The 23,714-nt window shown below is 50.5% G+C and carries 19 protein-coding genes; 4 read left to right on the forward strand and 15 right to left on the reverse strand.

Annotated elements, in window-relative coordinates; genetic code table 11:
• Positions 1 to 357 precede the first annotated feature (357 nt).
• The 10 genes from A0U42_RS04665 to A0U42_RS04710 form a co-directional block, all read right to left on the reverse strand.
• Complete coding sequence (locus tag A0U42_RS04665; RefSeq protein ID WP_065360067.1) at positions 358 to 1,368, reverse strand: phosphate acyltransferase; 1,011 nt, start codon at positions 1,366 to 1,368, stop codon at positions 358 to 360.
• 132 nt (positions 1,369 to 1,500) lie between these two features.
• Positions 1,501 to 3,942, reverse strand: coding sequence for a phosphate acetyltransferase (pta, locus tag A0U42_RS11890; protein ID WP_083122299.1), 2,442 nt, complete (start codon positions 3,940 to 3,942; stop codon positions 1,501 to 1,503).
• Between the two features lie 181 nt (positions 3,943 to 4,123).
• A complete protein-coding gene (glmS, locus tag A0U42_RS04675; protein WP_065360068.1) occupies positions 4,124 to 5,953 on the reverse strand; it encodes a glutamine--fructose-6-phosphate transaminase (isomerizing) in 1,830 nt (609 codons plus the stop codon).
• A gap of 276 nt (positions 5,954 to 6,229) precedes the next feature.
• Positions 6,230 to 7,585: a phosphoglucosamine mutase gene (gene glmM, locus A0U42_RS04680; RefSeq protein WP_044505105.1), complete on the reverse strand. Its 1,356-nt coding sequence runs from the start codon at positions 7,583 to 7,585 to the stop codon at positions 6,230 to 6,232.
• Positions 7,586 to 9,190, reverse strand: a complete 1,605-nt coding sequence (locus tag A0U42_RS04685; RefSeq protein ID WP_065360069.1) for an NAD(P)/FAD-dependent oxidoreductase — start codon at positions 9,188 to 9,190, stop codon at positions 7,586 to 7,588.
• Between the two features lie 15 nt (positions 9,191 to 9,205).
• Positions 9,206 to 10,111 carry a YbbR-like domain-containing protein gene (locus A0U42_RS04690; protein ID WP_065360070.1) on the reverse strand — a complete coding sequence of 302 codons (906 nt, stop codon included), beginning with the start codon at positions 10,109 to 10,111 and terminating at the stop codon, positions 9,206 to 9,208.
• Position 10,112: 1 nt separating this feature from the next.
• A complete protein-coding gene (gene cdaA, locus A0U42_RS04695) occupies positions 10,113 to 10,925 on the reverse strand; it encodes a diadenylate cyclase CdaA (RefSeq protein ID WP_044505108.1) in 813 nt (270 codons plus the stop codon).
• 165 nt (positions 10,926 to 11,090) lie between these two features.
• Positions 11,091 to 11,567, reverse strand: a complete 477-nt coding sequence (locus tag A0U42_RS04700; protein WP_065360071.1) for an Rrf2 family transcriptional regulator — start codon at positions 11,565 to 11,567, stop codon at positions 11,091 to 11,093.
• A gap of 252 nt (positions 11,568 to 11,819) precedes the next feature.
• On the reverse strand, positions 11,820 to 12,809 hold the full coding sequence (locus A0U42_RS04705; RefSeq protein WP_044505110.1) for an inorganic phosphate transporter: 990 nt from the start codon (positions 12,807 to 12,809) through the stop codon (positions 11,820 to 11,822).
• A complete protein-coding gene (locus tag A0U42_RS04710) occupies positions 12,802 to 13,431 on the reverse strand; it encodes a DUF47 domain-containing protein (protein WP_044505111.1) in 630 nt (209 codons plus the stop codon). The genes A0U42_RS04705 and A0U42_RS04710 overlap by 8 nt, the downstream gene beginning before the upstream one ends.
• A gap of 288 nt (positions 13,432 to 13,719) precedes the next feature.
• On the opposite strand from A0U42_RS04710, the gene A0U42_RS04715 reads away from it, so the two are divergent.
• Entirely contained in the window at positions 13,720 to 15,825 is a 2,106-nt protein-coding gene (locus tag A0U42_RS04715) for a transcription antiterminator (RefSeq protein ID WP_065360072.1), read from the forward strand.
• Here A0U42_RS04715 and A0U42_RS04720 read toward each other — a convergent pair.
• Complete coding sequence (locus A0U42_RS04720; RefSeq protein ID WP_065360073.1) at positions 15,820 to 16,599, reverse strand: LytTR family DNA-binding domain-containing protein; 780 nt, start codon at positions 16,597 to 16,599, stop codon at positions 15,820 to 15,822. The genes A0U42_RS04715 and A0U42_RS04720 overlap by 6 nt on opposite strands.
• 254 nt (positions 16,600 to 16,853) lie before the next feature.
• Between A0U42_RS04720 and A0U42_RS04725 the strand changes: the two genes are divergently transcribed.
• From A0U42_RS04725 to A0U42_RS04735, 3 genes are read left to right on the forward strand one after another with little or no spacing between them, the layout of a single operon-like run.
• Positions 16,854 to 18,257: a PTS mannitol transporter subunit IICB gene (locus A0U42_RS04725; protein WP_065360074.1), complete on the forward strand. Its 1,404-nt coding sequence runs from the start codon at positions 16,854 to 16,856 to the stop codon at positions 18,255 to 18,257.
• A gap of 15 nt (positions 18,258 to 18,272) precedes the next feature.
• Positions 18,273 to 18,704, forward strand: coding sequence for a PTS sugar transporter subunit IIA (locus A0U42_RS04730; RefSeq protein ID WP_044505116.1), 432 nt, complete (start codon positions 18,273 to 18,275; stop codon positions 18,702 to 18,704).
• 59 nt (positions 18,705 to 18,763) lie between these two features.
• Positions 18,764 to 20,029: a zinc-binding dehydrogenase gene (locus A0U42_RS04735; protein WP_065360075.1), complete on the forward strand. Its 1,266-nt coding sequence runs from the start codon at positions 18,764 to 18,766 to the stop codon at positions 20,027 to 20,029.
• A gap of 193 nt (positions 20,030 to 20,222) precedes the next feature.
• Here the strand turns inward: A0U42_RS04735 and A0U42_RS04740 are convergent, their stop codons facing one another.
• From A0U42_RS04740 to tpiA, 4 genes are all read right to left on the reverse strand, one after another.
• Complete coding sequence (locus tag A0U42_RS04740) at positions 20,223 to 21,002, reverse strand: HpcH/HpaI aldolase/citrate lyase family protein (RefSeq protein WP_083122308.1); 780 nt, start codon at positions 21,000 to 21,002, stop codon at positions 20,223 to 20,225.
• Positions 21,003 to 21,340: 338 nt separating this feature from the next.
• Positions 21,341 to 21,676, reverse strand: coding sequence for a DUF805 domain-containing protein (locus tag A0U42_RS04745; protein ID WP_065360076.1), 336 nt, complete (start codon positions 21,674 to 21,676; stop codon positions 21,341 to 21,343).
• A 175-nt stretch (positions 21,677 to 21,851) separates the two neighbouring features.
• Positions 21,852 to 22,802 (reverse strand): 5-bromo-4-chloroindolyl phosphate hydrolysis family protein, encoded by a 951-nt coding sequence (locus A0U42_RS04750; protein WP_065360077.1) that lies wholly within the window; start codon positions 22,800 to 22,802, stop codon positions 21,852 to 21,854.
• 128 nt (positions 22,803 to 22,930) lie between these two features.
• Complete coding sequence (gene tpiA / locus A0U42_RS04755) at positions 22,931 to 23,692, reverse strand: triose-phosphate isomerase (protein ID WP_065360078.1); 762 nt, start codon at positions 23,690 to 23,692, stop codon at positions 22,931 to 22,933.
• Positions 23,693 to 23,714: the final 22 nt, after the last annotated feature.

Raw genomic sequence — 23,714 nt, forward strand, 5'->3', positions numbered from 1 at the left:
ATTGTTTTTGGTGTCCGGCAAAGCCGGACGTTTGAATTGATTCGGTTATTTTCTTACGAAAATGACCTGCACTCCCGAGTAAAACTCGGCATAAACAAATCCAAAGATTCATTTACTGGCGTTCATTCAATCATTGTTCAGTTTTCAAAGGTCATCGTGTCGCCGTAGCGACGACTTGTTTATCTTACCAAACTCGAAGGAGCTTGTCAAGCATTCTTTTGAAGAACTTTCAAAAGAATCGGCTGTTGTCTCAGCCGGCATGGAAGGATTTTCCCTCACAACTTCTTAAGTATACTATGGTATATATAGGTTGTCAAGACAGATTGTCTTATTTTGTACACTATTTTTTAAAATAGCCTATACCGTTTCATCTAAGGCATCGCAGCAGCAAACGGTTATGGTGTTGACGATGGTTTCTACCGTCGAGGCCCGTGACAGATCCATGACCGGTTTGGCCAACCCTTGCAGAAGGGGTCCCAAAACGGTCACGCCGGCAACGTGTTCCAACATCTTACAGCAAATATTCCCCGTATTTAAGTCGGGAAAGACGAGGACATCGGCCTTACCGGCTACGGGAGAACGCGGCGCCCACGCTTTGGCATAGGATGGAATCAGCGCGATATCTACTTCCATTTCACCGTCAAAAAGGAAATCGACGTTGCGGTCACTTAAAATCTGAACGGCTTTGCGCACCGTATCGGCGCCGCGGCCCCGCTCGCTCCCCATCGTCGAATACGATAAGAAGGCTACCTTAGGTGAATCAATCTTCAGTGTCCGACGTGCCCGGTCCACACAGCTGCAGGCAATGTCTGCCAGTTGGTATTCATCCGGCGTCGGGATGACGTCACCATCTCCGGCAACTAAAACACCATCATGACCAAACTGCAGCATGTCCGTCAAAAGAATAAAAGAACTGCTGACCGTATCGATTCCCTTGCGGGGACCGATAATTTGCAAAGCCGCATGAAGCACGTCCGGCGCCGGCGTTTCCAATCCGGCAACCATGCCGGCCGCCTCGCCGGAAGCAACCATAAAGGCGCCAAAATAGAGGGGCATCCGTAAAAAGCGCCGGCTTTCTTCCATAGTCATTCCGGATGCTCGCCGCATCCGGGCATATTTTTTCGCAAAACTTTCGAAATGCGTATGTTCTTTCGGATATATCAATTCAGCCCCCTCTAAGTCCAATTGATATCGAAAGGCCAATTCCTGGATATCCTGTCGTTTTCCAATCAGTACCGGAACGGCCAATCCGTCTGCCAAAATCCGATCAGCAGCCTGCAGCATACGAAGGTCGCCGCTTTCAGGCAGAACGATTTTTTGTGGTTTTGAAGCTGCCCGCCGCTTCAAAGACGTCATATACCGATTCATACATATCCCTTCCGCATCAAGTGTATTGATTTAATTATAAGAAGAGATGACGAAGAAAGCAAGGACGAAAGCCCATACAGCCCTTTCCGATAGCGGAGAGGGCTGTATGGGCTTCACAGGATAGCCTTACGTTTATTTGAGAATGGGCTGAACCTTGTCTTCCTTTCCCAGAAGGTAATGTTTATTGATGTACTGCGTGTGAAGCAGCGCTTCGGACAAATCGCTGCCGGGCTCTCCCAAGAATTTCGCATATAATGTCTGTAGTTCCTTATTTTCCCAGCTGGCCCGAATCGGCTTTTGGGCATCCAGCTGATAGAGCGCTTCAATGCGGGCACGCTTAGCCGGAATTTCAAGAGGCAACGGAGTCCGTGGCTGACCGCCCCCGCCAATGCAGCCGCCTGGACAGGCCATGACTTCAATTAAGGCATATTTTTTCCACGAATGCTTTTCTTCCATCAAATTGATGAACCGACGGGCATTGGCCAGTCCGCTGACGGCAACGACACGGATGATGTCGTTATCAAGAGTTAGGGCCGCTTCCTTGACACCTTCCAGTCCGCGCACATCTTCAAAGCGGAGAAAATCATCCTCTGCCGGTTTATTCGTCTTCAAGTAAACGAGGGTACGAAGGACCGCTTCCATCAATCCGCCGCTGTTGCCAAAGAGTTCCCCGCCGCCGGACGATTCGCCAAAGACCGTATCGCAGACAGCATTTTCAAGATTGTCAAAGTCGATTTGTTTTTCTTTGATCCACGACGCCAGCTCCCGCGTCGTAATACAGTAATCCGTGTCGCGCATGTCCGTCTGCTGCCAATAACGGCCGGCAGCATTTTGTTCCGGCCTGGATATTTCCGCCTTCTTTGCCGTACATGGCGTCACCGAGACAATGACTAGTTTGGAGGGATCAATGTGCATGCGCTTGGCGAAATACGTTTTAATCATCGGACTGAGCATACTGCTCGGGCTCCGGCCCGTCGACAAGTGCGGAATCAACTCTGGGAAAAAGATTTCTGTAAATTCGACCCATGACGGACAGGCACTGGTGAACTGCGGCAACAGTTCTTTCTTATGATCCATACGATGCAGAAGTTCCGATGCTTCTTCTATAATAGCTAAATCGGCCCCAAAATTAGTGTCAAAAACGTAATTTCCGCCGAGCCGGCGCAGGGCCGCTATTATTTTCCCTTCCACATTGTCGCCAAAGTCTTTCCCGAAGGCATCGCCAAGGGCCACGCCGACGGCCGACGACGTTTGAAATACGACGACCTTGTCCGGATCATCGATAGCTTTTTGAATCTCAGCCCGCTGAGAAACGGTCGTCGTCGCTCCAAACATGCAGGTCAGCGAGCACTGGCCGCAGTGGACACAGATAGGGATATCCCCCGTACTTTCTAACGAGTAATACCCCGTCATAGACATGACTTCAGCGCAGCGACGGCGACAGAGGGTACAGTTTCGGCATTTTTCCGGATTAAACTGAATCGAGATATTGCGGTTTTCAACGGCGACTCGGCTGTCGAGTTGTTCAAATCGGCTGGTAAAGGCCATGTCTCGTTTCTTTTCAGCCTGCATGTAAATGGCATCGCTGCAGCAGATAGCAATGACATCCGTAATGCCTTCAGCCGTACAACCGCGGGACAGATCCATGACCGGCTTGGCAAGACCTTGGAGGAGCGGCCCCAGCGCCGTGGCACCGGACAGGTGTTCTAAAACTTTATAACAAATATTGCCCGAAACGAGATTGGGAAATACAAGGACATTGGCTTGACCGGCAACGGGAGAACCGGGCGCCTTCTGACGGGCAATCCGCGGTACGAGAGCCGCATCGGCCTGCATCTCGCCGTCAAACTCAAAATCAACGTTGCGGTCCCGCAAGAGACGGACGGCCTCACGGACGCGTTCTACTTCTTCGCCGGCACCACTGCCCATCGTCGAATACGACAGAAAAGCCACTTTCGGATCGAGGGTCTGCGCCGTCCGGCGTGCCCGTTCTACACAACTGATGGCAATATCGGCCAATTGCTGCGGCGTCGGTTCAATGACGACACTGCAGTCGCCGATGACAAAGATGCCGTCGTCGCCAAACTGCGGCTTATCGGTAATCATGATGAAAGAACTGCTCACCGTCGACAGGCCCGGATGCGGTCCGATGACCTGCAGGGCTGCCCGAATGACTTCTGATGACGTGGCAACGGCGCCGGCTACCATGCCGTCAGCGATATCAAAGACGACGAGACAAGCGGCAAAGAAAATATAATTCGTCAAAAGGACTTTCCGCGCCTCAGCAACGGTCATCCCCTTTTTCGCCCGCCGCTTTGCATAATATTCGCAAAAGGTATCCAGCATAGGATACGTTTCCGGATCGATGATTTCGATGCCGTCCATATCGATTTGATACTCGGAAGCGACTTCGACGATGCTCTGCGGTCGTCCGATCAGAATCGGCCGGGCAAAGCCTTCGGCCTGGACCCGTTCTGCTGCCTGCAGAATCCTACGGCTTTCCGATTCCGGCAGGACGATCTTCTTTTGTTCCTTGGAAACGCGGCGTTTCAAATTATTAATAAAGCGCGACATAGGACAACACCTCACATCTTTCAACACACAGTCCATTGGTTAAGTATAGTATAGAACAAAAATAAGACCTTTGCTTGCCTTAAGACACGAAGCGTCGTATTTAGCCGCCAAAGCGCCGCCAGAAACGACAAAAAGGAGCCGCCCCGAAAGGCAGCTCCTCTATACAGACTGAGTTGTACAATTATTCTACGGTAACACTCTTAGCCAGGTTACGCGGTTTGTCGACGTCGTTGCCGCGGCTGACAGCGATATAATAAGCCAGCAGCTGCAAGGGAACGATAGCCAGGATGGAAACGACGAAGTCATCCGAAGCAGGAACCTTGATCAAGGTATCGACAGTATGGACGACTTCCGTGTCGTCGTCCTGAGCAATGCCGACAACAAAGGCATCACGGGCTTTGACTTCCTTAATATTGCTGATCATCTTGCCTTTGACTTCGACCTGTGTCGCCAAGGCAATGACGGGAACCCCGGCTTCGATAAGCGACAGTGTACCGTGTTTCAATTCACCGCCGGCATAGGATTCAGCATGGATATAAGAAATTTCTTTTAATTTCAAAGCACCTTCCATGGCCAAACCGTAGTCCATGGAACGGCCGATGAAGAAGACGTCTTCCTTATCCTTGAAGGCACTGCACAAACCTTTGATCGTGTCGACCTGATCAAAGATCTGCTGGCACTGATCCGGAAGTTTTTCCAGGTGAGCTAAGATTTTTGCTTCGCGGTCAGCCGGCAATTTGCCGTTCAAGCGACCCATGTAGAGAGCCAACAGGAGCAAGGTTACCAGCTGTGTCGTGTAAGCTTTCGTCGAAGCGACAGCGATTTCAGGGCCTGCCAGTGTGTACGCAACCTGGTCGGCTTCACGAGAAATGGACGATCCGACGACGTTGGTAATCGCCAACGAACGGGCACCGCGGCGTTTCGCTTCTTTAAGAGCTGCCATGGTGTCGATGGTTTCACCGGACTGGCTGACGACGATGCACAGCGTCTTGCTGTCAGTTAAGGGATCGCGATAGCGATATTCCGATGCGATGTCGACTTCAACGGGGATGCGGGCCAATTTTTCGATAAAATACTTGGCCAAAAGACCGGCATGATAGGCCGTACCACAAGCCGTGATCAAAATCTTGTCGATAGATTTTACATCTTCCGGCGTCCAGTTCAATTCGTCAAAGGCAACATGCTTTCCGCCATCTACAATGCGGCGGCCCATCGTATCCTTGATAGCCTTCGGCTGTTCATAGATTTCTTTGAGCATGAAATGTTCAAAGCCGCCTTTTTCAGCCGCTTCAGCATCCCAGTTTACTTCAAAGACTTTCTTTGAAATCGGATTGCCTTCGAGATCGGTCACCCAAACCTTGTCCTTCATGACGATGGCAATTTCGCCGTCATTCATGATGTAGGTCTTACGGGTGTAGCTGAGGATGGCCGGAATATCCGAGGCAATATAGTTTTCCCCGTCTCCCAGGCCGACGATCAACGGATTATCTTTTTTGGTGCAAATGATTTTATCCGGTTCAAATTTGCACATGAAAACCAAGGAATAGGAGCCGCGCAGGAGCGTCAGAACCTTGCGGACCGTCCGGGTGAAATCACCGTCGTAAAGGTCTTTGCAAAGGTGAGCAATGACTTCCGTATCCGTTTCCGAACGGAAGTGGTACCCTTTTTTAAGCAGGCCTTCCTTCAATTCCATGTAGTTTTCAATGATCCCGTTGTGAACGATGACGAAATCGCCATTTTCATCCGAATGGGGATGGGCATTGACATCCGACGGGCCACCGTGCGTTGCCCAACGGGTGTGACCGATGCCGGACGTACCCGTAACGGGATGTTTCTTGACTTCTTCTGCCAAGTTGGCCAGCCGACCCGCTTTTTTGCGAATAGCAATAGCACCGTCATGATAGACGGCAATGCCTGCCGAGTCATAACCGCGGTACTCCAGCTTGCCCAGACCATCCATTAAAAAGTCTGCCGCTTCTCTGTCTCCGATGTAACCTACAATACCACACATAGTTATATCCTCCTGATATAAAGTTATTTCCTTCTTATGATGAAGTTGTCGACAATGTTACCACTGTAATTTTCCATCATATGACGACTGAAGGTGTGCCGAGAGACATCCGCTGACAATTCGATACTTCTCTACCTCGTCTACCTGAATCGTTCAGGTACTAGCGCTATCCATTATGACGTTAAGGATTTCCAAACGCCTGTATATAAAAACAGGAATGGAGCTCAATGAACTCCATTCCCACACTTTAATATATTTGCAAGATTTTGTCAATACCTACTTAGAAGGCCCCATTTCATGTTCGACGACAACGGCGATATCATCGACGATTCGTTCCAATTGTACCAGGTCCGGTCCTTCTGCCATGACACGAATCAAGGGTTCTGTCCCTGACGGACGGACAAGAATGCGGCCTTCATCGCCGAGTTCTTCTTCGCCCGAAGAAATGGCGGCCATGATGAGGTTGTTGTCTTCCCATCCCGATTTCGTCTGAACGCGAACGTTTTTCAAAATCTGAGGATAGCGGGTCATGAGGGCAGCCAATTCCGACAGGGGTTTATTCTGCTGTTTCATGATGCTCAGCAGCTGCACGGCCGTAAGCAGGCCGTCACCGGTCGTGTTGTAATCGAGGAAAATGATATGCCCCGACTGTTCCCCGCCGAGAGAATATCCGTCTTTTCTCATTTTTTCCAAGACATAGCGGTCGCCGACAGCCGTGATTTCCGTCTTGCAGCCCATTTCCTTCAGGGCTTTATGGAAACCGATATTACTCATGACCGTACCGACGACGGTATCTTGTTTGAGGCGGCCTTCAGCCTTCAATTTCATGGCACAAAGGAGCATAATCTGATCGCCGTCCATATCCTGGCCCTTTTCGTCGACAGCCAGGCAGCGGTCGGCGTCCCCGTCATTGGCAATGCCGATATCGGCACCGTATTTAAGGACCGTTTCTTTCAGACTGTCCAGGTTGGTAGAACCACAGTTTTCATTGATGTTGATGCCGTTCGGTTTATTATGGATGGCAATGACTTCGGCCCCCAGTCGTTCGAGGATTTCCGGCCCTAAGAGGGAAGCCGAACCGTTGGCCCCGTCATGAACGACTTTAAGACCGGAAAGGTCGATATCCGTCGATTTACAAATAAAGTCGGCGTATTCCTGCTGCAAGTCGGTCCAAGCAGAAATCGTACCGATGGCAGCCCCGGTCGGACGGCTCTGGAGGCCGGCCCGTTCATCTTTCAACATATACTCTTCGATTTTATCTTCCATTTCATCCGGCAGCTTGTAACCGAAGCCGTCGAAAAATTTTATCCCGTTGTATTCAAACGGATTGTGAGACGCTGAAATCATAACACCGGCATCCATATGATGCGTTCTTGTCAGGTAGGCAATGGCCGGAGTCGGAATGACGCCTGCCATATAGCAGTCACCACCGGCAGAGGCGATGCCTGCTGCCAGGATATCGGCCAGCATGGTGCCGGAACGGCGAGTATCCCTTCCGATGAGGAAGGTCGGGTGTTCTTTATTCTGCCCAAAAATATAGGCAGCGGCTCTGCCCAAATGATATGCCAATTCCGGGGTCAACGTGTCGTTAGCAACGCCTCGCACTCCATCTGTTCCAAACAATCTAGCCATTTACTTTACCTCCAAAGGTTGATATTTACGAATGATTTCGACAGCCGTTTCCAAGCCGTCCAAAAAGGCGCTCATAATGCCGCCTGCATAACCGGCTCCTTCACCGACCGGATAGAGTCCGGCTGTATCGAGAGCCATACGGTCGTCACCGCGAACGATACGAACGGGGGCACTGGTCCTCGTTTCGACGCCGGTCATGACGACGTCGTCATCGTCAAAACCGTGAAGGCGCCGGCCAAAATACGGCAAGGCCTCGGCCAGTGTCGCTGTGACAAAGTCCGGCAGGACGTCGTGCAAATCAGCCCAGGTCACGCCGGGACGATAGGTATGGACAGCACCCTCGGACGCCGCACCGGGCCGTTTCAAGAAAGAGCCGACAGTCTGAGCCGGTGCATGGTAGTTGCTCCCGCCGGCCTTATAGGCCAGTTCTTCATAACGACGCTGAAACTCGATGCCGGCCAAAGGCCCGTCACCGCCCATATCGTCGGGCGTAACGTTGACCACGACGGCACTGTTAGCAATGCCGCTGTCCCGCTTGTAAAGACTCATGCCGTTGGTGACGACCCGCCCTTCTTCTGACGCCGCTCCGACGACGACACCGCCGGGACACATGCAGAAGGAATAGCAAGACCGGCCGTCGGGACTGTGGTAGACCAAGGCGTAATCGGCCGGTTCCAGACCAAGTTCCTCAGCCGGGCAGCCGTATTGGTCGCGGTCGATGACATCCTGCGAATGTTCGATGCGCACGCCGACGGCAAAAGGTTTCTTTTCCAGGACGACGCCTCGGTCATGAAGCATATAATACGTATCGCGAGCACTATGGCCTACGCCCATGACGACGACGCTGGCCGGGTAGGTATCCTTCCCATTGATCGTTACCGACTTGACCCGTCCCATTTCATCGCGGTCAATCGCCGTGACACAGCTCGAAAAGTGGACTTCTCCGCCTTTGGCTTCGATCATATGGCGCAGGTTCTTGACGACTCGCCGCAGAACATCCGTTCCCACGTGGGGATTATAGGCATACAGGATTTCTTCCGGGGCTCCGGCATCGACGAAGGTCTGTAAAATCTGCCGCAGCATGGGGTGATTGATGCGCGTCGTCAGTTTGCCATCAGAAAACGTTCCGGCACCGCCCTCGCCAAACTGGACATTCGATTCCGGTTTAAAGGGACCGCCGCGCCAAAAGGTTTCCACATCTTTGGCCCGGGTATCAACGTCACAGCCCCGTTCAAAGACTAGCGGCGCATACCCGTGTTCAGCCAGGGCCAAGGCAGCTGCCAGTCCCGACGGACCCGTGCCGATGACGATAGGCCGGCTGGCCAATGATTCACTGCCGGGGATGATTTCCGGCGCCGGCGTTTCCGCAATTTGGCGCACGTCCTTATTATCACGACAGCGCTTCCACACCTTCTTTTCATCGACAAAGGATACGTCGACGGTAAACACAAAATAGATTCGCGGTTTCCGTCGGGCATCGATGGCCCGGCGGACAATGCAGATACCGGAAATATCGCTGCGGCTGCACCGAAGTTTCTTAGCAATCAGCGCTTCCAACGGCTTTTGCATGGGTACGGCCGTGCGAATATTCAATACTCTAAGCACAAAGTTTCTCCTTTTCTACTCATCATTTCGGATATGGAGGACGGCTTCGACCTCATCGGGATACATATTGATGCCGTCTACCGGCGGGATGATAACCTTCCAGGTCTTTTCTTCCTTCATATTTTCAACATTAATGTCCGGCAAATCGATGGAGCTGATACTGCGCAGCGTATCGGCAGAGCCCCTGATTTGGACGCTCGTCGGCTGAATCGTCACCGTCTTAGTTTCCGTCTGACCGGTTATATTGACGTTTAAGGGAACGCTTTTGGACATGGCGTCATGACCGATGGAAACTTTGACATTACTCTGCCACGGCGTCATTTCAAGTCCCTCGACAGGCGATCCGTCTTCGCTGTACAAGTGAATTGGCGCCATCAAGGCAAAATCACTGTTGCGCTGGTTGACCGGCACTTCGATGACGGCCTGGCTGACCTCTTGGATCAGGCGGCGGGCACCACTGACGACAACCTTTTCCGGAACGATTTTCAGTTCACTGATAAAGTCTTTTTCATCTAAGTTGCCGACGATATGGGGCGTCAGTTTAAATTCTTTGACCGTATAGACATCGACGGTTATCTTCGTCGACGTCATGCTTTGTTTTTTCAGTTCCGTCCCGCTCGGTATTTCGACGTGGATCGGCACATCGACCGTCCCTTCCTGGACGTCGGATAAATCGATGTAGGCCTTGATATCCGAAGGACCTACGTTGATGATCGTATTGCGCGGCCCCGAAAGGCGGACATAAACCGTCTTGGGTACATTCGATGTAATATATTGAGAATTGAGGTTTTCCACGGTAATGGGAACGGTATAGCTCCCTTCACTGAGCGGATTTTGTTCGTTGATGATGACGAACCACAAGACGATAGCCAGGAGAAAGCAGATGATTTTAAGCTGCCAATTTTTATCAATCTTGTTCATACTAGGGCCTCCATTTAAAGATATTCGCCAGGCCCTGAGGTGTCCGGGTCAAAAATGTCTTGAGGACATTGCGCAGGGCGGTGCCGTCAAGATGGCGATAAATATGGCCGCCGTAAGTATAAGAAATGGATCCCGTTTCTTCACTGACGACGATAATGACGGCATCGGTCAGTTCACTGATGCCGATAGCCGCCCGGTGGCGAGTCCCCAATTCCGTCGACAAGGACCGATCGGCGGTCAGCGGAAGGAGGCAGCCGGCTGCCATAATGCGATTTTCCCGAATGATGACAGCTCCGTCGTGAAGAGGCGTATTAGGAATAAAAATATTGCCCAAGAGCTCTTGTGAAACGAGCCCTTCAATGGCAACCCCGGTGTCAATATAGTCATTAAGACCGACTTCGCGTTCAAATACGATAAGAGCCCCAGTGTGCGTTTTTGATAAGGACTCGCTGATAGCTACGATTTCGTCGATGAGCCGTTCCAGTTCTTCCATACTGATGACCTGTCCGGACCGGAATAAACGGCCCCGCCCGATCTGTTCCAAAGCCCGGCGCAATTCGGGCTGGAATACGACGGGAAGGGCGACAAGAATGACGGTCATCCCCTGCTGCAGCATCCAGTTTATGACGTGCAGGTCGAGGACTCTACTGACTAAGGTAACGACGCCCAGGACCAAGAGGCCCTTAATAAGCGCGACGGCCCGCGTATTGCGGATCAGGATGAATAACTTATAGAGCACAAAGGCGACGAGTAAAATATCCAATATGTCCAGCAATCGAAAACTGCTGATAAAACCTTGAAAAGGTAAGTACATAGGGCTTCACTCCAGGCTATATATAAGACGATAAAAATAAAATAGGTACTTTTATTTTACAATATTTTAAGCATAAAAAAAAGGGCTGTCCGTAAACGCCCTCTTGACAGCCAAATCTGAGCCGTCCTTATCAGGGACGGCCCTTCATGAGCTGAATCTTATACTCTATTCTTCACCGGGAACAGCCATTGCCTGTTCCTTGGTCATGCCTTGATGTACCAGGCGGAATTCTTCCTCCTGCTTGGCTAACATTTCAAAATCAATGGACTTCAGTCTGGCCGCCAAATCACGCTGAATATCGGCAAAGGCAGCATAAATGGAACACATATTGCTGCAGCCGCGACTGCACGAGTCCATGTCATTGAGGCAGCGCTGCAATTCCGTCTGCCCTTCGACGGCTTCGATGACATCAAATAACGTGATTTCCTTGGGAAGTCGCTGCAAGGCGAATCCGCCTTCCACACCGCGATAGGATTTCATGATGCCGGCCTTAGTAAGGCTGCGCATGATTTTCAGCAAAAAACGTTCTGGTATATTCTGTTTTTCAGCCAGCGCTGCGCCGGTAATTTTCGTTCCTTCCGGGAGCCCTGACAGATAAAGGACCATGCGGAATGCATAGTCCGTAGCTTGATTCAATCTCATAATGCTACCCCCTTACATCTTTCATCCTTATTATACAATAAAAGACAAAAAAAGTATAGTTTTGGTTTTCATATTCATCATTCCCGCAGCATATTTCGCAGCTCAAAATACCGGCACCCACGTCACGCTTCACCTTAGAGGATAAAAAAAACTCTCTCTGAGACAGGACAAGATTTTATAATTTCCCCTGCCTGCCGAAGAGAGAGCTTTCCATATACTATCGCATCCTTTCGGCCAGCCTTCGCCGGTCTCTCAAAGGAGCTGAATGATTTTAAAGATAATTGCTGACATGGCCGCACTGATAGGAATGGTGACGACCCAGGCGATGAGCATACTGCGTGCTACCCCCCAGTGAACGGCACGAACGCGTTCGGCCGAGCCAATCCCCATGATGGACCCGGAAACGACATGAGTCGTACTGACCGGAAGATGGAGAAAGGTTGCCGTAAAGATGACAATCGACGAATTAAGGTCGGCAGCAAAGCCGTTGATCGATTCCATTTTAAAAATCTTGGTTCCCATCGTCGAAATGATGCGCCAGCCGCCGGCTGACGTACCGAGAGCCATGGACGTCGCACAGGCAATCTTGACCCATACCGGAATTTCCATGGTATCGATATAACCGCCGGACAAAAGGGCCAAGGCGATGATCCCCATGGCTTTCTGGGCGTCGTTCGAGCCATGAGAAAAGGCCATTAGACTTGCCGACAGGAGCTGCATCTTGCGGAATTGACGATTCAAAGCCAACGGCGAATAGCGGCGAACGACCCATAACAGGCCGATCATGACAAAATACCCCGTAGCCAAGGCCACGACAGGCGATAAGATCAGGGATAAAATAATTTTTCCAATGCCGCCCGTATCGAGGGCTGCCGGGCCGACACTGATACAGACAGCGCCGATGACGCCGCCGATCAGCGAATGGGATGAACTGCTCGGTATGCGGTAATACCAGGTAAGGACATTCCAGATAATCGAACCGATGAGGGCGGCTACGATGACGTCCAAACTGATTTCGGACGGATTCAAAACTAAATCGCCGCCAATCGTCTTGGCGACGCCGGTACTGATCATAGCACCGGCAAAATTAAGGCAGGCGGCCATCATAATAGCATGGCGAGGGGAAATAGCCCGCGTCGATACGCTGGTAGCGATGGCGTTTGCCGTATCGTGAAACCCATTAATATAATCAAACAAAACGGCCAACAGTACGATGGCCCAAATTAACCAATGCTCAGGCATATTTCAATACGACCCTTCTGAAGGTAACGACAAGATCTTCGCACTCATCGGTTACGTCTTCAACAGATTGAAGAATTTCTTTCCACTTGATAATTTCGACGGGATCCTTGCAGTTTTTAAACAGACTGGCCATTTCTGCATGATAGAGATCATCGCATTCTTGTTCCAGTTTCAAGACCTTCTTGCTCCTGGCTTCGACCTTCAAATAATTTTTCTTGAGGTCCTTCATATACCCGATAGATTTGCGAATTTCCTTCATAGCCTTCGCCGCAATCGTCGCCATTTCCTTGGCACCGTCCGTGGCCTCTCCGACCTGGTACATGCACATCTTATCCATAATTTCACTGATATTATCGACCGTCGCATCGAGCTGGTCAATCATCTGCTGGATATCCTCCCGATCCATGGGGGTAATGAATGTCTTTTGCAGCCGCTTCATGGTCTCCATGACCAACCCGTCCGCCTGATCGGCCAAGGCATCAATTTTTTCCAACGCCGTTTCTTTCGAAATTTCACCATTAATGGCCTGGCTCAAGAGTTCAGCCGCCTCATGGCCTAGTGCCGCATGTTGGTCCAACAGCGAAAAAAACTTTTCTTCCTTGGGCTTTAAGTGGAATGCCATAATCATCGATCTCCTTATCGAATAGATAAAAACAAGCCTTCTCAAAATTAACGAGATTTTTTCATGACCTTTACAAGGCTTTACAATAAATTATATCATATGGCCTCCCTTTATTCTACAAAAGGAGTCCTTTTTCTGAACGATACAAGTGCAATCTATGCATTACAAAGATGCTGTCATCATTCAAGCGGACAAAGTTAAATTACTTTAAATTGCCCCTATAATGGCTGTGAGCTATACTATAATGAAGATATATTGAGAAACCATGAACCTATAGGAGGTGAGCACATGGATTTTACACCTCGCATGCAGCAGATTCTGCGGCGCTTGTTAAAAGAACGGGACTACCTCTCCGAGCAGGAGCTGGCCGACGAACTCGGCATCAGCAAGCGAACGGTCCAACGCGAACTGGAAGGGACCGAAAAAGCATTGTCCTCGTATAAGCTGAAACTGGTCCGCCAAAAACGGGCCGGCATCCGTTTAGACGGGTCGCCCCTTGATAAGAAAAATCTGGCCGAAGCCCTTTCTGATGCGTCCGCCATGGACTTCAGCGATAAAGATACGCGGCGCCGTTACCTGCTCTTTGAGCTTTTACGCGACCGAATGCCGAAAAAACTGCTCTATTACAGCACCCTGCTCGGTGTCAGTGAAGCGACGGCGGCTTCAGATTTAGAGTCCTTATCTTCCTGGCTTGAGAAAAATAATTTAAAGGTCCTGAAAAAACAGGGTTACGGTGTCCTGCTCACAGGCAGCGAAAAAGATTACCGCGAAGCCATGCACCGCTTCATCAGCGAAACGACGAGTGCCGACGCCTTCAAGGACCTGCAAAACGCCGACGAATCCTTATCGAAAGCCTTGGCCCATGTCACCGATAAGGGCGTCTACCAGCTGCTGAACACCCATACGATTCAGCGCGTCTACGACGTCCTCGTGAAATTAGACGAAAAAAAGATCGATCAATTTACGGACACGGCTAAAATCGGACTGATCATTCACATCGCCATCGCCGTCGAACGCATTGCAAAGGGACAGCCTGACGAGACGGACGAAGAGGTTGTCCCCATCCTTGAAGACAGCGAAGACGCCGCCCTGGCACGACGAATCGTGGCCGCCATGGAAGCGGAATTTCAGATTACGATGCCGCCCATTGAAGCCTCGTATCTCCTGCTTCACATCAAAGGCGCGAAAATACGGTATCAAGACAGCGATCTTTGGGATCTTCCCAGTACTGTCGATGAGTCGGAACTCTTACGCGTCATCGACGATATGATTGAAGCCTTCGATACCCGTTTAGCTTACGACCTTCGCTGTGACGACGAGTTTCTTCAAGGCCTCTTCGTCCACTTACAGCCTACCATCATCCGCCTTCAGCACCATTTAAATATCATCAATCCCCTCCTCGACGATATCAAGGAGGAATATGCCGACGTCTTTCAAAAAGCAAAGCGGGCAGCCAACGTCTTGTCCCTGTCTCTCGATACCCCCGTATCGGACGATGAGGTCGGCTATCTGACCATTCATTTCGGTGCCGCCTTAGAACGACTCAAGGGGAACAAGGCGTTTACGCGCAGCGTCTCCATCGGCATCGTCTGTGCCAGCGGCTTCGGCATTGCCCGACTGATGATGACCCGTCTTCAAAATAAACTTCCTAAAAACGTACAGCTTCAGACGTACGGCAGTGATTCCGTAACGGAAGAAGTTCTAAAACAGACGGACTTCTTCGTTTCCAGCCTGCCCATATCCCTTCCCGGCGCCGACGTACTCTTCGTCTCCCCCCTCATTTCGCCGTCGGAACTTCATCGTATTACCGGCAAAATCGAAGAGTACGCCCATGTCCCCAAAAAACGAGTTTTCATCGATAAACCGGAAGAAGACGATTTCGTAGCGGTCTTGGATAAGACGCAGCTTCTGTCGAAAGAAATCGCCGACATCCTGCGAGCTTATCGCCAATATACACTGCCGGCAGCCGTTACCTTTGCCGAAGCCGTCCACACCCTGGCATCGGAGGCGGTAGAAGATGAAGAACAGTCGGCCCAACTGTTTGATGCCATCATCAAACGCGAACGGCTGAACAGCCAGATTTTCCCGGAACAGGACTTCGCCCTGCTCCACTGCCGAACGACGGCGGTAAATCAGGCCTTATTCTATACGGCCGTTCCTGACAAAGACACCTTTACTAACCCGTATTTTCACGGCATCTCGACGATTTTATTCCTGGTCATGCCCCAGGACGAACAGAGCCGTCTTCACACCGACGTCCTGGGCTCCATCAGCAGTGCCATGGTCAGTGATTCCACCTTTTCTCAGGCCGTTTATGGCCATGACGAAGAAAAAATCCGCTGCCATCTGCAGCGGATTTTAAAAGGCTATTTTGCTCAGGCCCTGGGATTATAAATAAATATATTGTCTCAGTTTTTTTATATAAGAGCGGCCCACCGGAATCGGTTCCTTTTCCTGCCCTTGAAGAATCAATACGTATTGATGATTGAACCATGGTTCGATTTGCCGGACCTCATCGATATTGACGATATAATTGCGGTGACAGCGAAAAAACACCGATGCCGGCAACCGCTGCTCAAATTGGATCAGGCTGAAATGAGTAGGATAGGTTTTCCCTTCCAGGGTCACTAAAAAAGTCCGGCGCTTTTCGGCATAAATCAACCGGATATCCTCACAGGCAATGAGCTTTATCTTCTCTCCCTCATCGACGGAAAACCGCCGCGTCGGAAGAGAAATCGGCCCGTCATCAGCCGACGTATCCGCCAAAGAATCTTCTCTCGGAGAAGGTTCTTTTTTTATGTGCAAGGCCCTGAACTTTCGGACGGCCTGAGCAACTTCCCCTTCGGTTACGGGCTTGACTAAATAGTCCAGGGCCGTCAGCCGCAGCGTATGGGACACAAAATCGCGCTGACCGGTGACGAAGACGATATCCGGCCGGTCTCCTTCCATGCCCTGAATGGCCTTGGCAATGGCAAGACCGCCGATGCGGGGCATTTCAATCGTCAAGAAGACGAGATCCGGTTTATATTCATGAAGGCAGGCTGCCGCTTGTTCCCCTTCATAGCAAATAGCGACGACAGTTATGTCCGAATCCACTGCTAACAGGCATTTCTTTAATTGTGCCGCCATGAGCGGCTCGTGATCAATAATTACGACCGAAAGAGCCATTCTCTCATCTCCTCCCTTTCGTTTTTCTTAATTATACCACCAATTGAAAGGGGCGGCAGCTGCGGCTTACGCCAGGCCAGTACTGATTCCTTCATAGTTGTCACGTTGAATGCGGACAAAGTTAAATTACTTTTAATTGATTTCAGTATGTACGGAAGGTATACTGTAACCATCAAGAGAGCAGCACAGCGCAGTCCGGAGTGCCGAGTTCTGCTCCGTCAATGGAATTTATGGTTACAAATTGGAGGCTTACTATGAAAGCAAAAATACAATCCTTCGGCCGCTTCCTCAGCAGTATGGTCATGCCGAACATCGGCGCCTTCATCGCCTGGGGTCTCATAACGGCACTCTTCATTCCCAGTGGCTGGCTGCCAAATGAACAGTTAGCTAAAATGGTCGGACCGTTCCTGACCTATGCACTGCCCTTACTCATCGCCTTCCAAGGCGGCAAGATCGTCGGCGGCCTTCGCGGTGCCGTCATGGGCGCCATCGCAACAGTCGGCGTCATCACCGGTACGACGTACACCATGTTCTTAGGTGCCATGGTCATGGGCCCGCTGGCAGGCCTTGTCATCAAAAAGTTTGATGCCGCTGTCGACGGTCACATTAAACCGGGTTTTGAAATGCTGGTCAATAACTTCTCCGTCGGTATCTTAGGCATGATCATGGCCATCATCGGCTTCGAACTGATCGGACCGGTCATGGGCGTCATCCTCTCCTTCTTAACGGCCGGCGTCCAATTCCTGCTGCAGGCCGGCATCTTCCCCCTCATCGGGCTCTTCGTGGAACCGGCAAAAGTCTTGTTCCTCAACAACGCCATCAACCACGGGATCTTCACTCCCCTCGGTGCTGAACAAGTCGCTGAATCGGGCAAATCCATCTTCTACATGATTGAAACCAACCCCGGCCCCGGCGCAGGCGTCCTCTTGGCCTACTGGTTATTCGCCAAAGACAAGATGACCCGCCAATCGGCTCCCGGTGCCTTGATCATCCACGTATTCGGCGGCATTCACGAAATTTATTTTCCCTATATCCTCATGAACCCGGCCCTGCTCTTAGCCACCATCGGCGGCAGCGTCGCAGCCCTGTTCTACAACATGATTTTCGACCTCGGCCTTTCCGGCCCGCCGGCTCCTGGCAGCCTCATTTCCTACCTGGCCATGGCTCCCAAAGGTTCAACCTTTGCCGTTATCTTAAGCATCGTCATCGCAACGGTTGTATCCTTCCTCATCGCATCGCCGATCATCAAATTGTCCAATGCCAAATCGGGTGAATCCCTCGAAGAAGCACAGCAGAAGATGCAGGACATGAAAGCCGAATCGAAGAATGCACCGGCTACGGCAACAGCCGCTGTCGACTTGAAGCATATCACCAACGTCGTCTTCGCCTGCGATGCCGGCATGGGTTCCAGCGCCATGGGCGCCGCTGTCCTGCAAAAAAAATTCAAAAAAGCAGGACTGACCGACATCACCGTCAGCCATGCATCGGTTTCTGAAGTTCCGGCCGACGCCCAGCTCGTCGTTTGCCACAAAGATCTGGCCGACCGAGCTAAAGCCAGTGCTCCCAACGCTCGTCTGATCACGATTACCAATTTTATGGCAGCTCCCGAATACGGCATGCTCGTCGATGAATTAGCTGCTGCCCGCAACGAAAAATAAAAGGAGACGTTCTCTATGAATACGATTTTACAGAAGAAAAACATCATCCTGAACTGCCCGCCCCAGCCTAAAGAAGATATCATCAAGAAAATCGGAAAGATTTTCTCTGAGGACGGCTATACCAGCGAAAAATATACCCAGGCTATGCTCGATAAAGAAGAAGTCTTTAATACAGCCATCGGAAACGCCGTCGCCATTCCTCACGGCATTGAAGCCAGCAAGGGCGAAGTCAAAAAATCCGGATTAGTCGTCATGACCTTCCCGGACGGCACCGATTGGGGCGGTGAAACGGTAAAACTCGTCATCGGTATCGCCGGTGTCGGTGACGAACACCTCGATATTTTAAGCAATATCGCCATCACCTGTTCCGATGAAGACGACGTCGAAGACTTGCTCCACAGCTCTGCCGACGACATCTTCAACACCTTTGCAAACCTCGAAGCATAAACAGCTTCGTCACTCATATAAAAAATTACAGCTACTTACCTATTTAGGAGGATTTTACCATGAAAACAAAAGCAGTCAGAATGTACGGTACCCGCGATTTACGCTTAGAAGAATTTGAACTCCCGGAAATTAAAGACGACGAAATTTTAGCAAAAATCATCACCGACAGCATCTGCATGTCGACATACAAACTCGTTGAACAGGGCAAGAACCACAAACGAGCTCCGCAGAACATCGATACCAACCCGATCATCACAGGCCATGAATTTGCCGGTGTCATCGTAAAAGTCGGTAAAAAATGGCAGGATCAGTTCAAACCGGGCATGCGTTTTGCTCAGCAGCCGGCCTTGAACTACAAAGGCAGCCTGGCTTCCCCGGGGTACTCCTACGAATTCTTCGGCGGCGATGCCACGTACTGCATCTTCCCCCACGAAGTCATGGAATTAGGCGCCCTCATGCCTTACGAAGGGGAAAGCTTCTTCGAAGCCTCCCTGGGCGAACCCATGAGCTGCATCATCGGCGGCTACCATGCCAACTACCATACGAATAAACAGAACTACGACCACGCTATGGGCACCAAAGAAGGCGGCAACATCATCATCCTAGGCGGCTGCGGCCCCATGGGCCTCGGTGCTGTCAGCTACGGCATCAACTACAAAAACAAACCGAAACGCATCGTCGTCACCGACATCAACGATGCCCGCCTTGCCAGAGCCAAGGAAGTCGTATCCCCCGAATACGCAGCCGAACACGGCGTCGAACTCATCTACGTCAACACGTCCAACATGGACACGGCTTATGACGACCTCATGGCCCTCACCGACGGCCACGGCTATGACGACGTCTTCGTCTACACCCCAATCCGCGCCGTCGCCGAACTCGGAGGCCGCCTCTTAGCTTTCGACGGATGCCTCAACTTCTTCTCCGGCCCGACGGACAAAAACTTCAGCGCTGAAATCAACCTCTACGACTGCCACTACACCAGCACCCATATCATGGGCACGACCGGCGGCAACAACGATGACCTCATCGAAGCCAACACCTTGGCAGCTAAAGGCATCATCGACCCGGCCGTCATGGTAACCCACGTCGGCGGCATCGACAGCATCGCTGAAACGACGCTCAACCTCCCCAACATCCCGGGCGGCAAAAAACTGGCCTATACCCAGTTCGACATGCCCATGACAGCTATTGAAGACTTCGCCAAACTCGGCGAAAAAGACCCGTTCTTCTTAGAACTGGACAAATGCTGCAAAGCCCATAAAGGCCTGTGGAATGGCGAAGCTGAAAAAATGATTCTCAAACACTTCAACGTCGAAATCTAATCACGCTTTCCTTCTCAAATTCTCTATACATAGGAAAAAGACGAGTACCTGATGACTTCGGTTATCAGGTACTCGTCTTTTTATGTGAAATTATATCACGTTTTGTCTCACATTGCCTGCGGGTATTCAGCGTATCCCCTCGCTTCCCCTCATTCCTCCTTTTGAAAACTGAATCGATGGTTTCCTTCCAGCCTTATTTGCGTATATCCGCTACGACTTGTTTATAGGCTTCGATGAGGATATTGAAGTCGAGGTTATGGGCGACGCCGTCGTAGCCTTGGGCGATGTACTCCCTGGCCTGATCTGTCGTGCCGGTAAAGATGTAGCAGAGTTTTTCGGCATCGTGACAGGCTTTTAGGATTCTATCGAGGGCTTCTTTAAAGCCGGGATTTTCAAATTGGCCCGGGATTCCGAGGCAGGTCGAAAGATCGTAAGGACCGATGAAGATGCCGTCCAGGCCCTCGATTTGAACGATATCTTCGATTTGTTCTAAGGCTTCTTTCGTTTCGCACTGCGGCATGACCAGGAGGCGTTCGTTGCTGTTGGCATAGTATTCTTCTAAGGTCTCCGTCGCCGCCCAAGGGGCGCTGCCAAAACCGGTCCCCCGGCCTTTGATGAAGCCTCGCTGTCCAAGGGGAGCGTATTTTGCTAGGGCCACGGCCTTCTTGAAGTCGTCGATCTCACGCAGACAAGGCAGGATGATAGCCTGGGCTCCGCAGTCCGCCGCCCGCTGGATATCTCTATGATCGACGTTAGCCAGACGCACGACAGGGACGAGGTGAACCAGTTCGGCAGCCCGGATAAGATTCATCATCGTTTCTGTATCAAAAGGACCGTGTTCCGTATCGATGATGACAAAATCAAGACCCGTATAGCCGAGGCATTCCACCTCCGACATATTCCCCATACTGACAAAGGTACCAATGGCCCCTTTGTTAGCTCCTGCCAAATCACGCAAACGATTCAAAGACACAATAACCGCCTCCTTACTTAATAAAAACTAAATGTATAATGTCTTCCGGCACTTAGAAAGTTTAATTCACTATTTCATCTCAAAAGACTTTTTCCAACGTATACTTTATGATTCTATCATAAAGTATACCTGCACGAAATGCCAACTTTCTGAACACAAAAACCGTAGCAGCAACAAAGGCAGCTACGGTCTGAATAGCGCATAAAGGCCGGATACTTCACAGTCTCTGTGCGTTTATCTTCACATCTCAAATGGGTTGTCAGGGACTAAGGCACCATGGATATCGATATGGATGATACAGATTAGATGTCATGAATAAATTGCTGAAAGCTTCTTTATCAGCCGGCAAATTGGCTGTCGAGGGGATCGGCTCCGTATTGATTCGGACCGGGTGTCCCTGCTGCAAACAGCAAGTACAGTGCCACGAAGAAATCGATGATAGGGATAAACATCAATAAGTAAAACCAACCGCTTCGATTGAGATCGTGGCAGCGGCGGATTCCCAGCATCACGGCACTGACGGTGGCAATCGCCGATACAGGATAAGCCAAATAGGGAGTAATTTGCGCCAATAAGGTCCCTAAAACAGAAGCAAGAATCATAACGACGAGAATTCTGAGAAAATAGCGCAGTCTGTTAAGTCGTCCGGTGTAGGAAAAGTATTTTTGTATCATGAGTTCTCCTTTTAACTAAAAATTCTCAAGAAACGCTAGATACTCCATATCAAAAAAACTCGCATACTGCCTGAACAGTTAGCCCCTCTCGTCTGATAGTAACATATTCTATGCTTTTTCTCTATATATTTTACACATAGTTTTCACAATTACATGTTTTGTAAAGTATTGTCAATTATGCTCGGTATTTGTGCAGGTACGAGGCGTAATAAAATTCATCGGTCGTCATATTCGCAAAGCGCATTCCTTCGATAATTCCCAAAAATCCCGGGATGAAGGTCCAGCAAAATAAGGCATACACATAGCCTCGGGTATTTCGCTTCATATAAAAATGATGAATGCCGAAGGAACCTAAAAAGAAGGCCAGGGCTGCCGTAATCAGCCGTTCTTCATTGATCTTATGGCGCAGTTCCGGCGTAATGGATGAAAAGGTTCCGTCCGTATAGGCATCGAAGCGATTGGAAGCTCGCTGTTTCCACCGTGAAAAGGCATTTTGTCTGCCCCTACTCGATCCGGTACCGGGGTCGCGATAGACTCCCCGATTTTCTAAATTGCGGGTCATAGCCACAACTTCTCCATCAATGACCTGAAGTTCTCCCTGGAGGACTTCTGTAAATTGATTTTCATAGGCCGCATCCATCTGAAGGAGCAAGTCCCTTACCTTTTTCTTTGTCGCAACCACCTTCTGCGTCTTAAGACCGGTCATGGTAAGCTGCTTATATTTGTGGACTAAAAAGACGGCCCGGTCCTGGTAATAGTTAATAAAAGGCTCGGCCAAGGGAATCCGTTCCGGATATTGTTTCAAATAGTAGAGGAGATTGCGGGCAATATGCTGCATATTGGCGGTCGTCGCTTGAAGGTCCGAGTCGGTCAAGCCCCACCGTTCGCCTTCCATGCGGTTAAAATCAGCTACGGCTTTTTCAAAAGATGTACCATATTGGCCGGCTGACTTTCCCTTGCGTCGTGTCAGTTTCAATGCCAGTTGACGCGGCTGCCGTTCCAGTCGATAGAGAATATAGAGGGACAGGACGATGCCGACAGCTCCCTCTGCTCGTCCGTAAAAGAACCAAGCCCCGCCGCCGATGGCCATACACAAAAAGGAAAAGACGTATAAAATATATTTCAAATGAATACCTCCTTCATCACCTAGTCTTTATTGTACCAAAGTAGGGGCGGTCATGCAAAAGTCCGGCCACAGACAGAAAAACCCCCGCACAAGTGCTAAGAGAGGTGCGGGGGAAAATGGAGCTCAATTTATTTTACAACGGCATTGTTGATGATGGCTAAGAAGTCATCAGCTTTGAGGCTGGCGCCGCCAACGAGGCCGCCGTCAATGTCGGCAGAACCGGTGAGTTCAGCGACGTTGCCGCCTTTGACGCTGCCGCCGTAGAGGACGGATACGTCTTCAGCTGCAGCTGCGCTGTAGAGAGCAGCTAATTTTTTGCGGATAATGGCGCAGACTTCTTCAGCCTGAGCAGCGCTGGCCGTCTTACCCGTGCCGATAGCCCAGATCGGTTCATAAGCGATGACGACGTTCTTGATGTCGGCTTCAGAAATGCCTTTGAGGGCATTTTCAATCTGGCCTTCGATCCAAGACTGCATGATGCCTTCTTCGCGCTGTTCCAGCGTTTCGCCGCAGCAAACGATCGGTGTCAAGTTGTGAGCGAGGGCTGCTTTCGTCTTCTTGTTGACCGTTTCATCGGTTTCATTGAAGTAGGTCCGGCGTTCCGAATGGCCGAGGATGACGTGTGTTACGCCGATATCGACGAGCATGGCCGGCGAAACTTCGCCCGTGAAGGCGCCCTTTTCTTCCCAATGCATATTCTGAGCAGCGACATGGATGGCCGTGCCCTTAGTCATTTCAACAGTCGTCGAAAGGTACGGGAAAACAGGGGCAATGACGACTTCAGCTTTTACGTCTTTGGGCATTTTTTCAACGAGGCCCTGAATCGTAGCCTTGGCGTCAGCGCCTAAATGATTCATTTTCCAGTTACCGGCAATAATAGTTTTACGCATAATAAATTTTCCTCCTTGGCCA

This window comes from Megasphaera sp. DISK 18, assembly GCF_001682955.1.
GTDB classification, from domain to species: Bacteria; Bacillota; Negativicutes; order Veillonellales; family Megasphaeraceae; genus Megasphaera; species Megasphaera massiliensis.

Excerpts from the sequence above, each read along its gene's own strand:
- A0U42_RS04665 (WP_065360067.1), bottom strand. The coding sequence starts at position 1,368 with ATGAATCGGTATATGACGTCTTTGAAGCGGCGGGCAGCTTCAAAACCA.
- pta (WP_083122299.1), bottom strand. The coding sequence starts at position 3,942 with ATGTCGCGCTTTATTAATAATTTGAAACGCCGCGTTTCCAAGGAACAA.
- glmS (WP_065360068.1), bottom strand. The coding sequence starts at position 5,953 with ATGTGTGGTATTGTAGGTTACATCGGAGACAGAGAAGCGGCAGACTTT.
- glmM (WP_044505105.1), bottom strand. The coding sequence starts at position 7,585 with ATGGCTAGATTGTTTGGAACAGATGGAGTGCGAGGCGTTGCTAACGAC.
- A0U42_RS04690 (WP_065360070.1), bottom strand. The coding sequence starts at position 10,111 with ATGAACAAGATTGATAAAAATTGGCAGCTTAAAATCATCTGCTTTCTC.
- cdaA (WP_044505108.1), bottom strand. The coding sequence starts at position 10,925 with ATGTACTTACCTTTTCAAGGTTTTATCAGCAGTTTTCGATTGCTGGAC.
- A0U42_RS04700 (WP_065360071.1), bottom strand. The coding sequence starts at position 11,567 with ATGAGATTGAATCAAGCTACGGACTATGCATTCCGCATGGTCCTTTAT.
- A0U42_RS04705 (WP_044505110.1), bottom strand. The coding sequence starts at position 12,809 with ATGCCTGAGCATTGGTTAATTTGGGCCATCGTACTGTTGGCCGTTTTG.
- A0U42_RS04710 (WP_044505111.1), bottom strand. The coding sequence starts at position 13,431 with ATGGCATTCCACTTAAAGCCCAAGGAAGAAAAGTTTTTTTCGCTGTTG.
- A0U42_RS04715 (WP_065360072.1), top strand. The coding sequence starts at position 13,720 with ATGGATTTTACACCTCGCATGCAGCAGATTCTGCGGCGCTTGTTAAAA.
- A0U42_RS04720 (WP_065360073.1), bottom strand. The coding sequence starts at position 16,599 with ATGGCTCTTTCGGTCGTAATTATTGATCACGAGCCGCTCATGGCGGCA.
- A0U42_RS04725 (WP_065360074.1), top strand. The coding sequence starts at position 16,854 with ATGAAAGCAAAAATACAATCCTTCGGCCGCTTCCTCAGCAGTATGGTC.
- A0U42_RS04730 (WP_044505116.1), top strand. The coding sequence starts at position 18,273 with ATGAATACGATTTTACAGAAGAAAAACATCATCCTGAACTGCCCGCCC.
- A0U42_RS04735 (WP_065360075.1), top strand. The coding sequence starts at position 18,764 with ATGAAAACAAAAGCAGTCAGAATGTACGGTACCCGCGATTTACGCTTA.
- A0U42_RS04745 (WP_065360076.1), bottom strand. The coding sequence starts at position 21,676 with ATGATACAAAAATACTTTTCCTACACCGGACGACTTAACAGACTGCGC.
- tpiA (WP_065360078.1), bottom strand. The coding sequence starts at position 23,692 with ATGCGTAAAACTATTATTGCCGGTAACTGGAAAATGAATCATTTAGGC.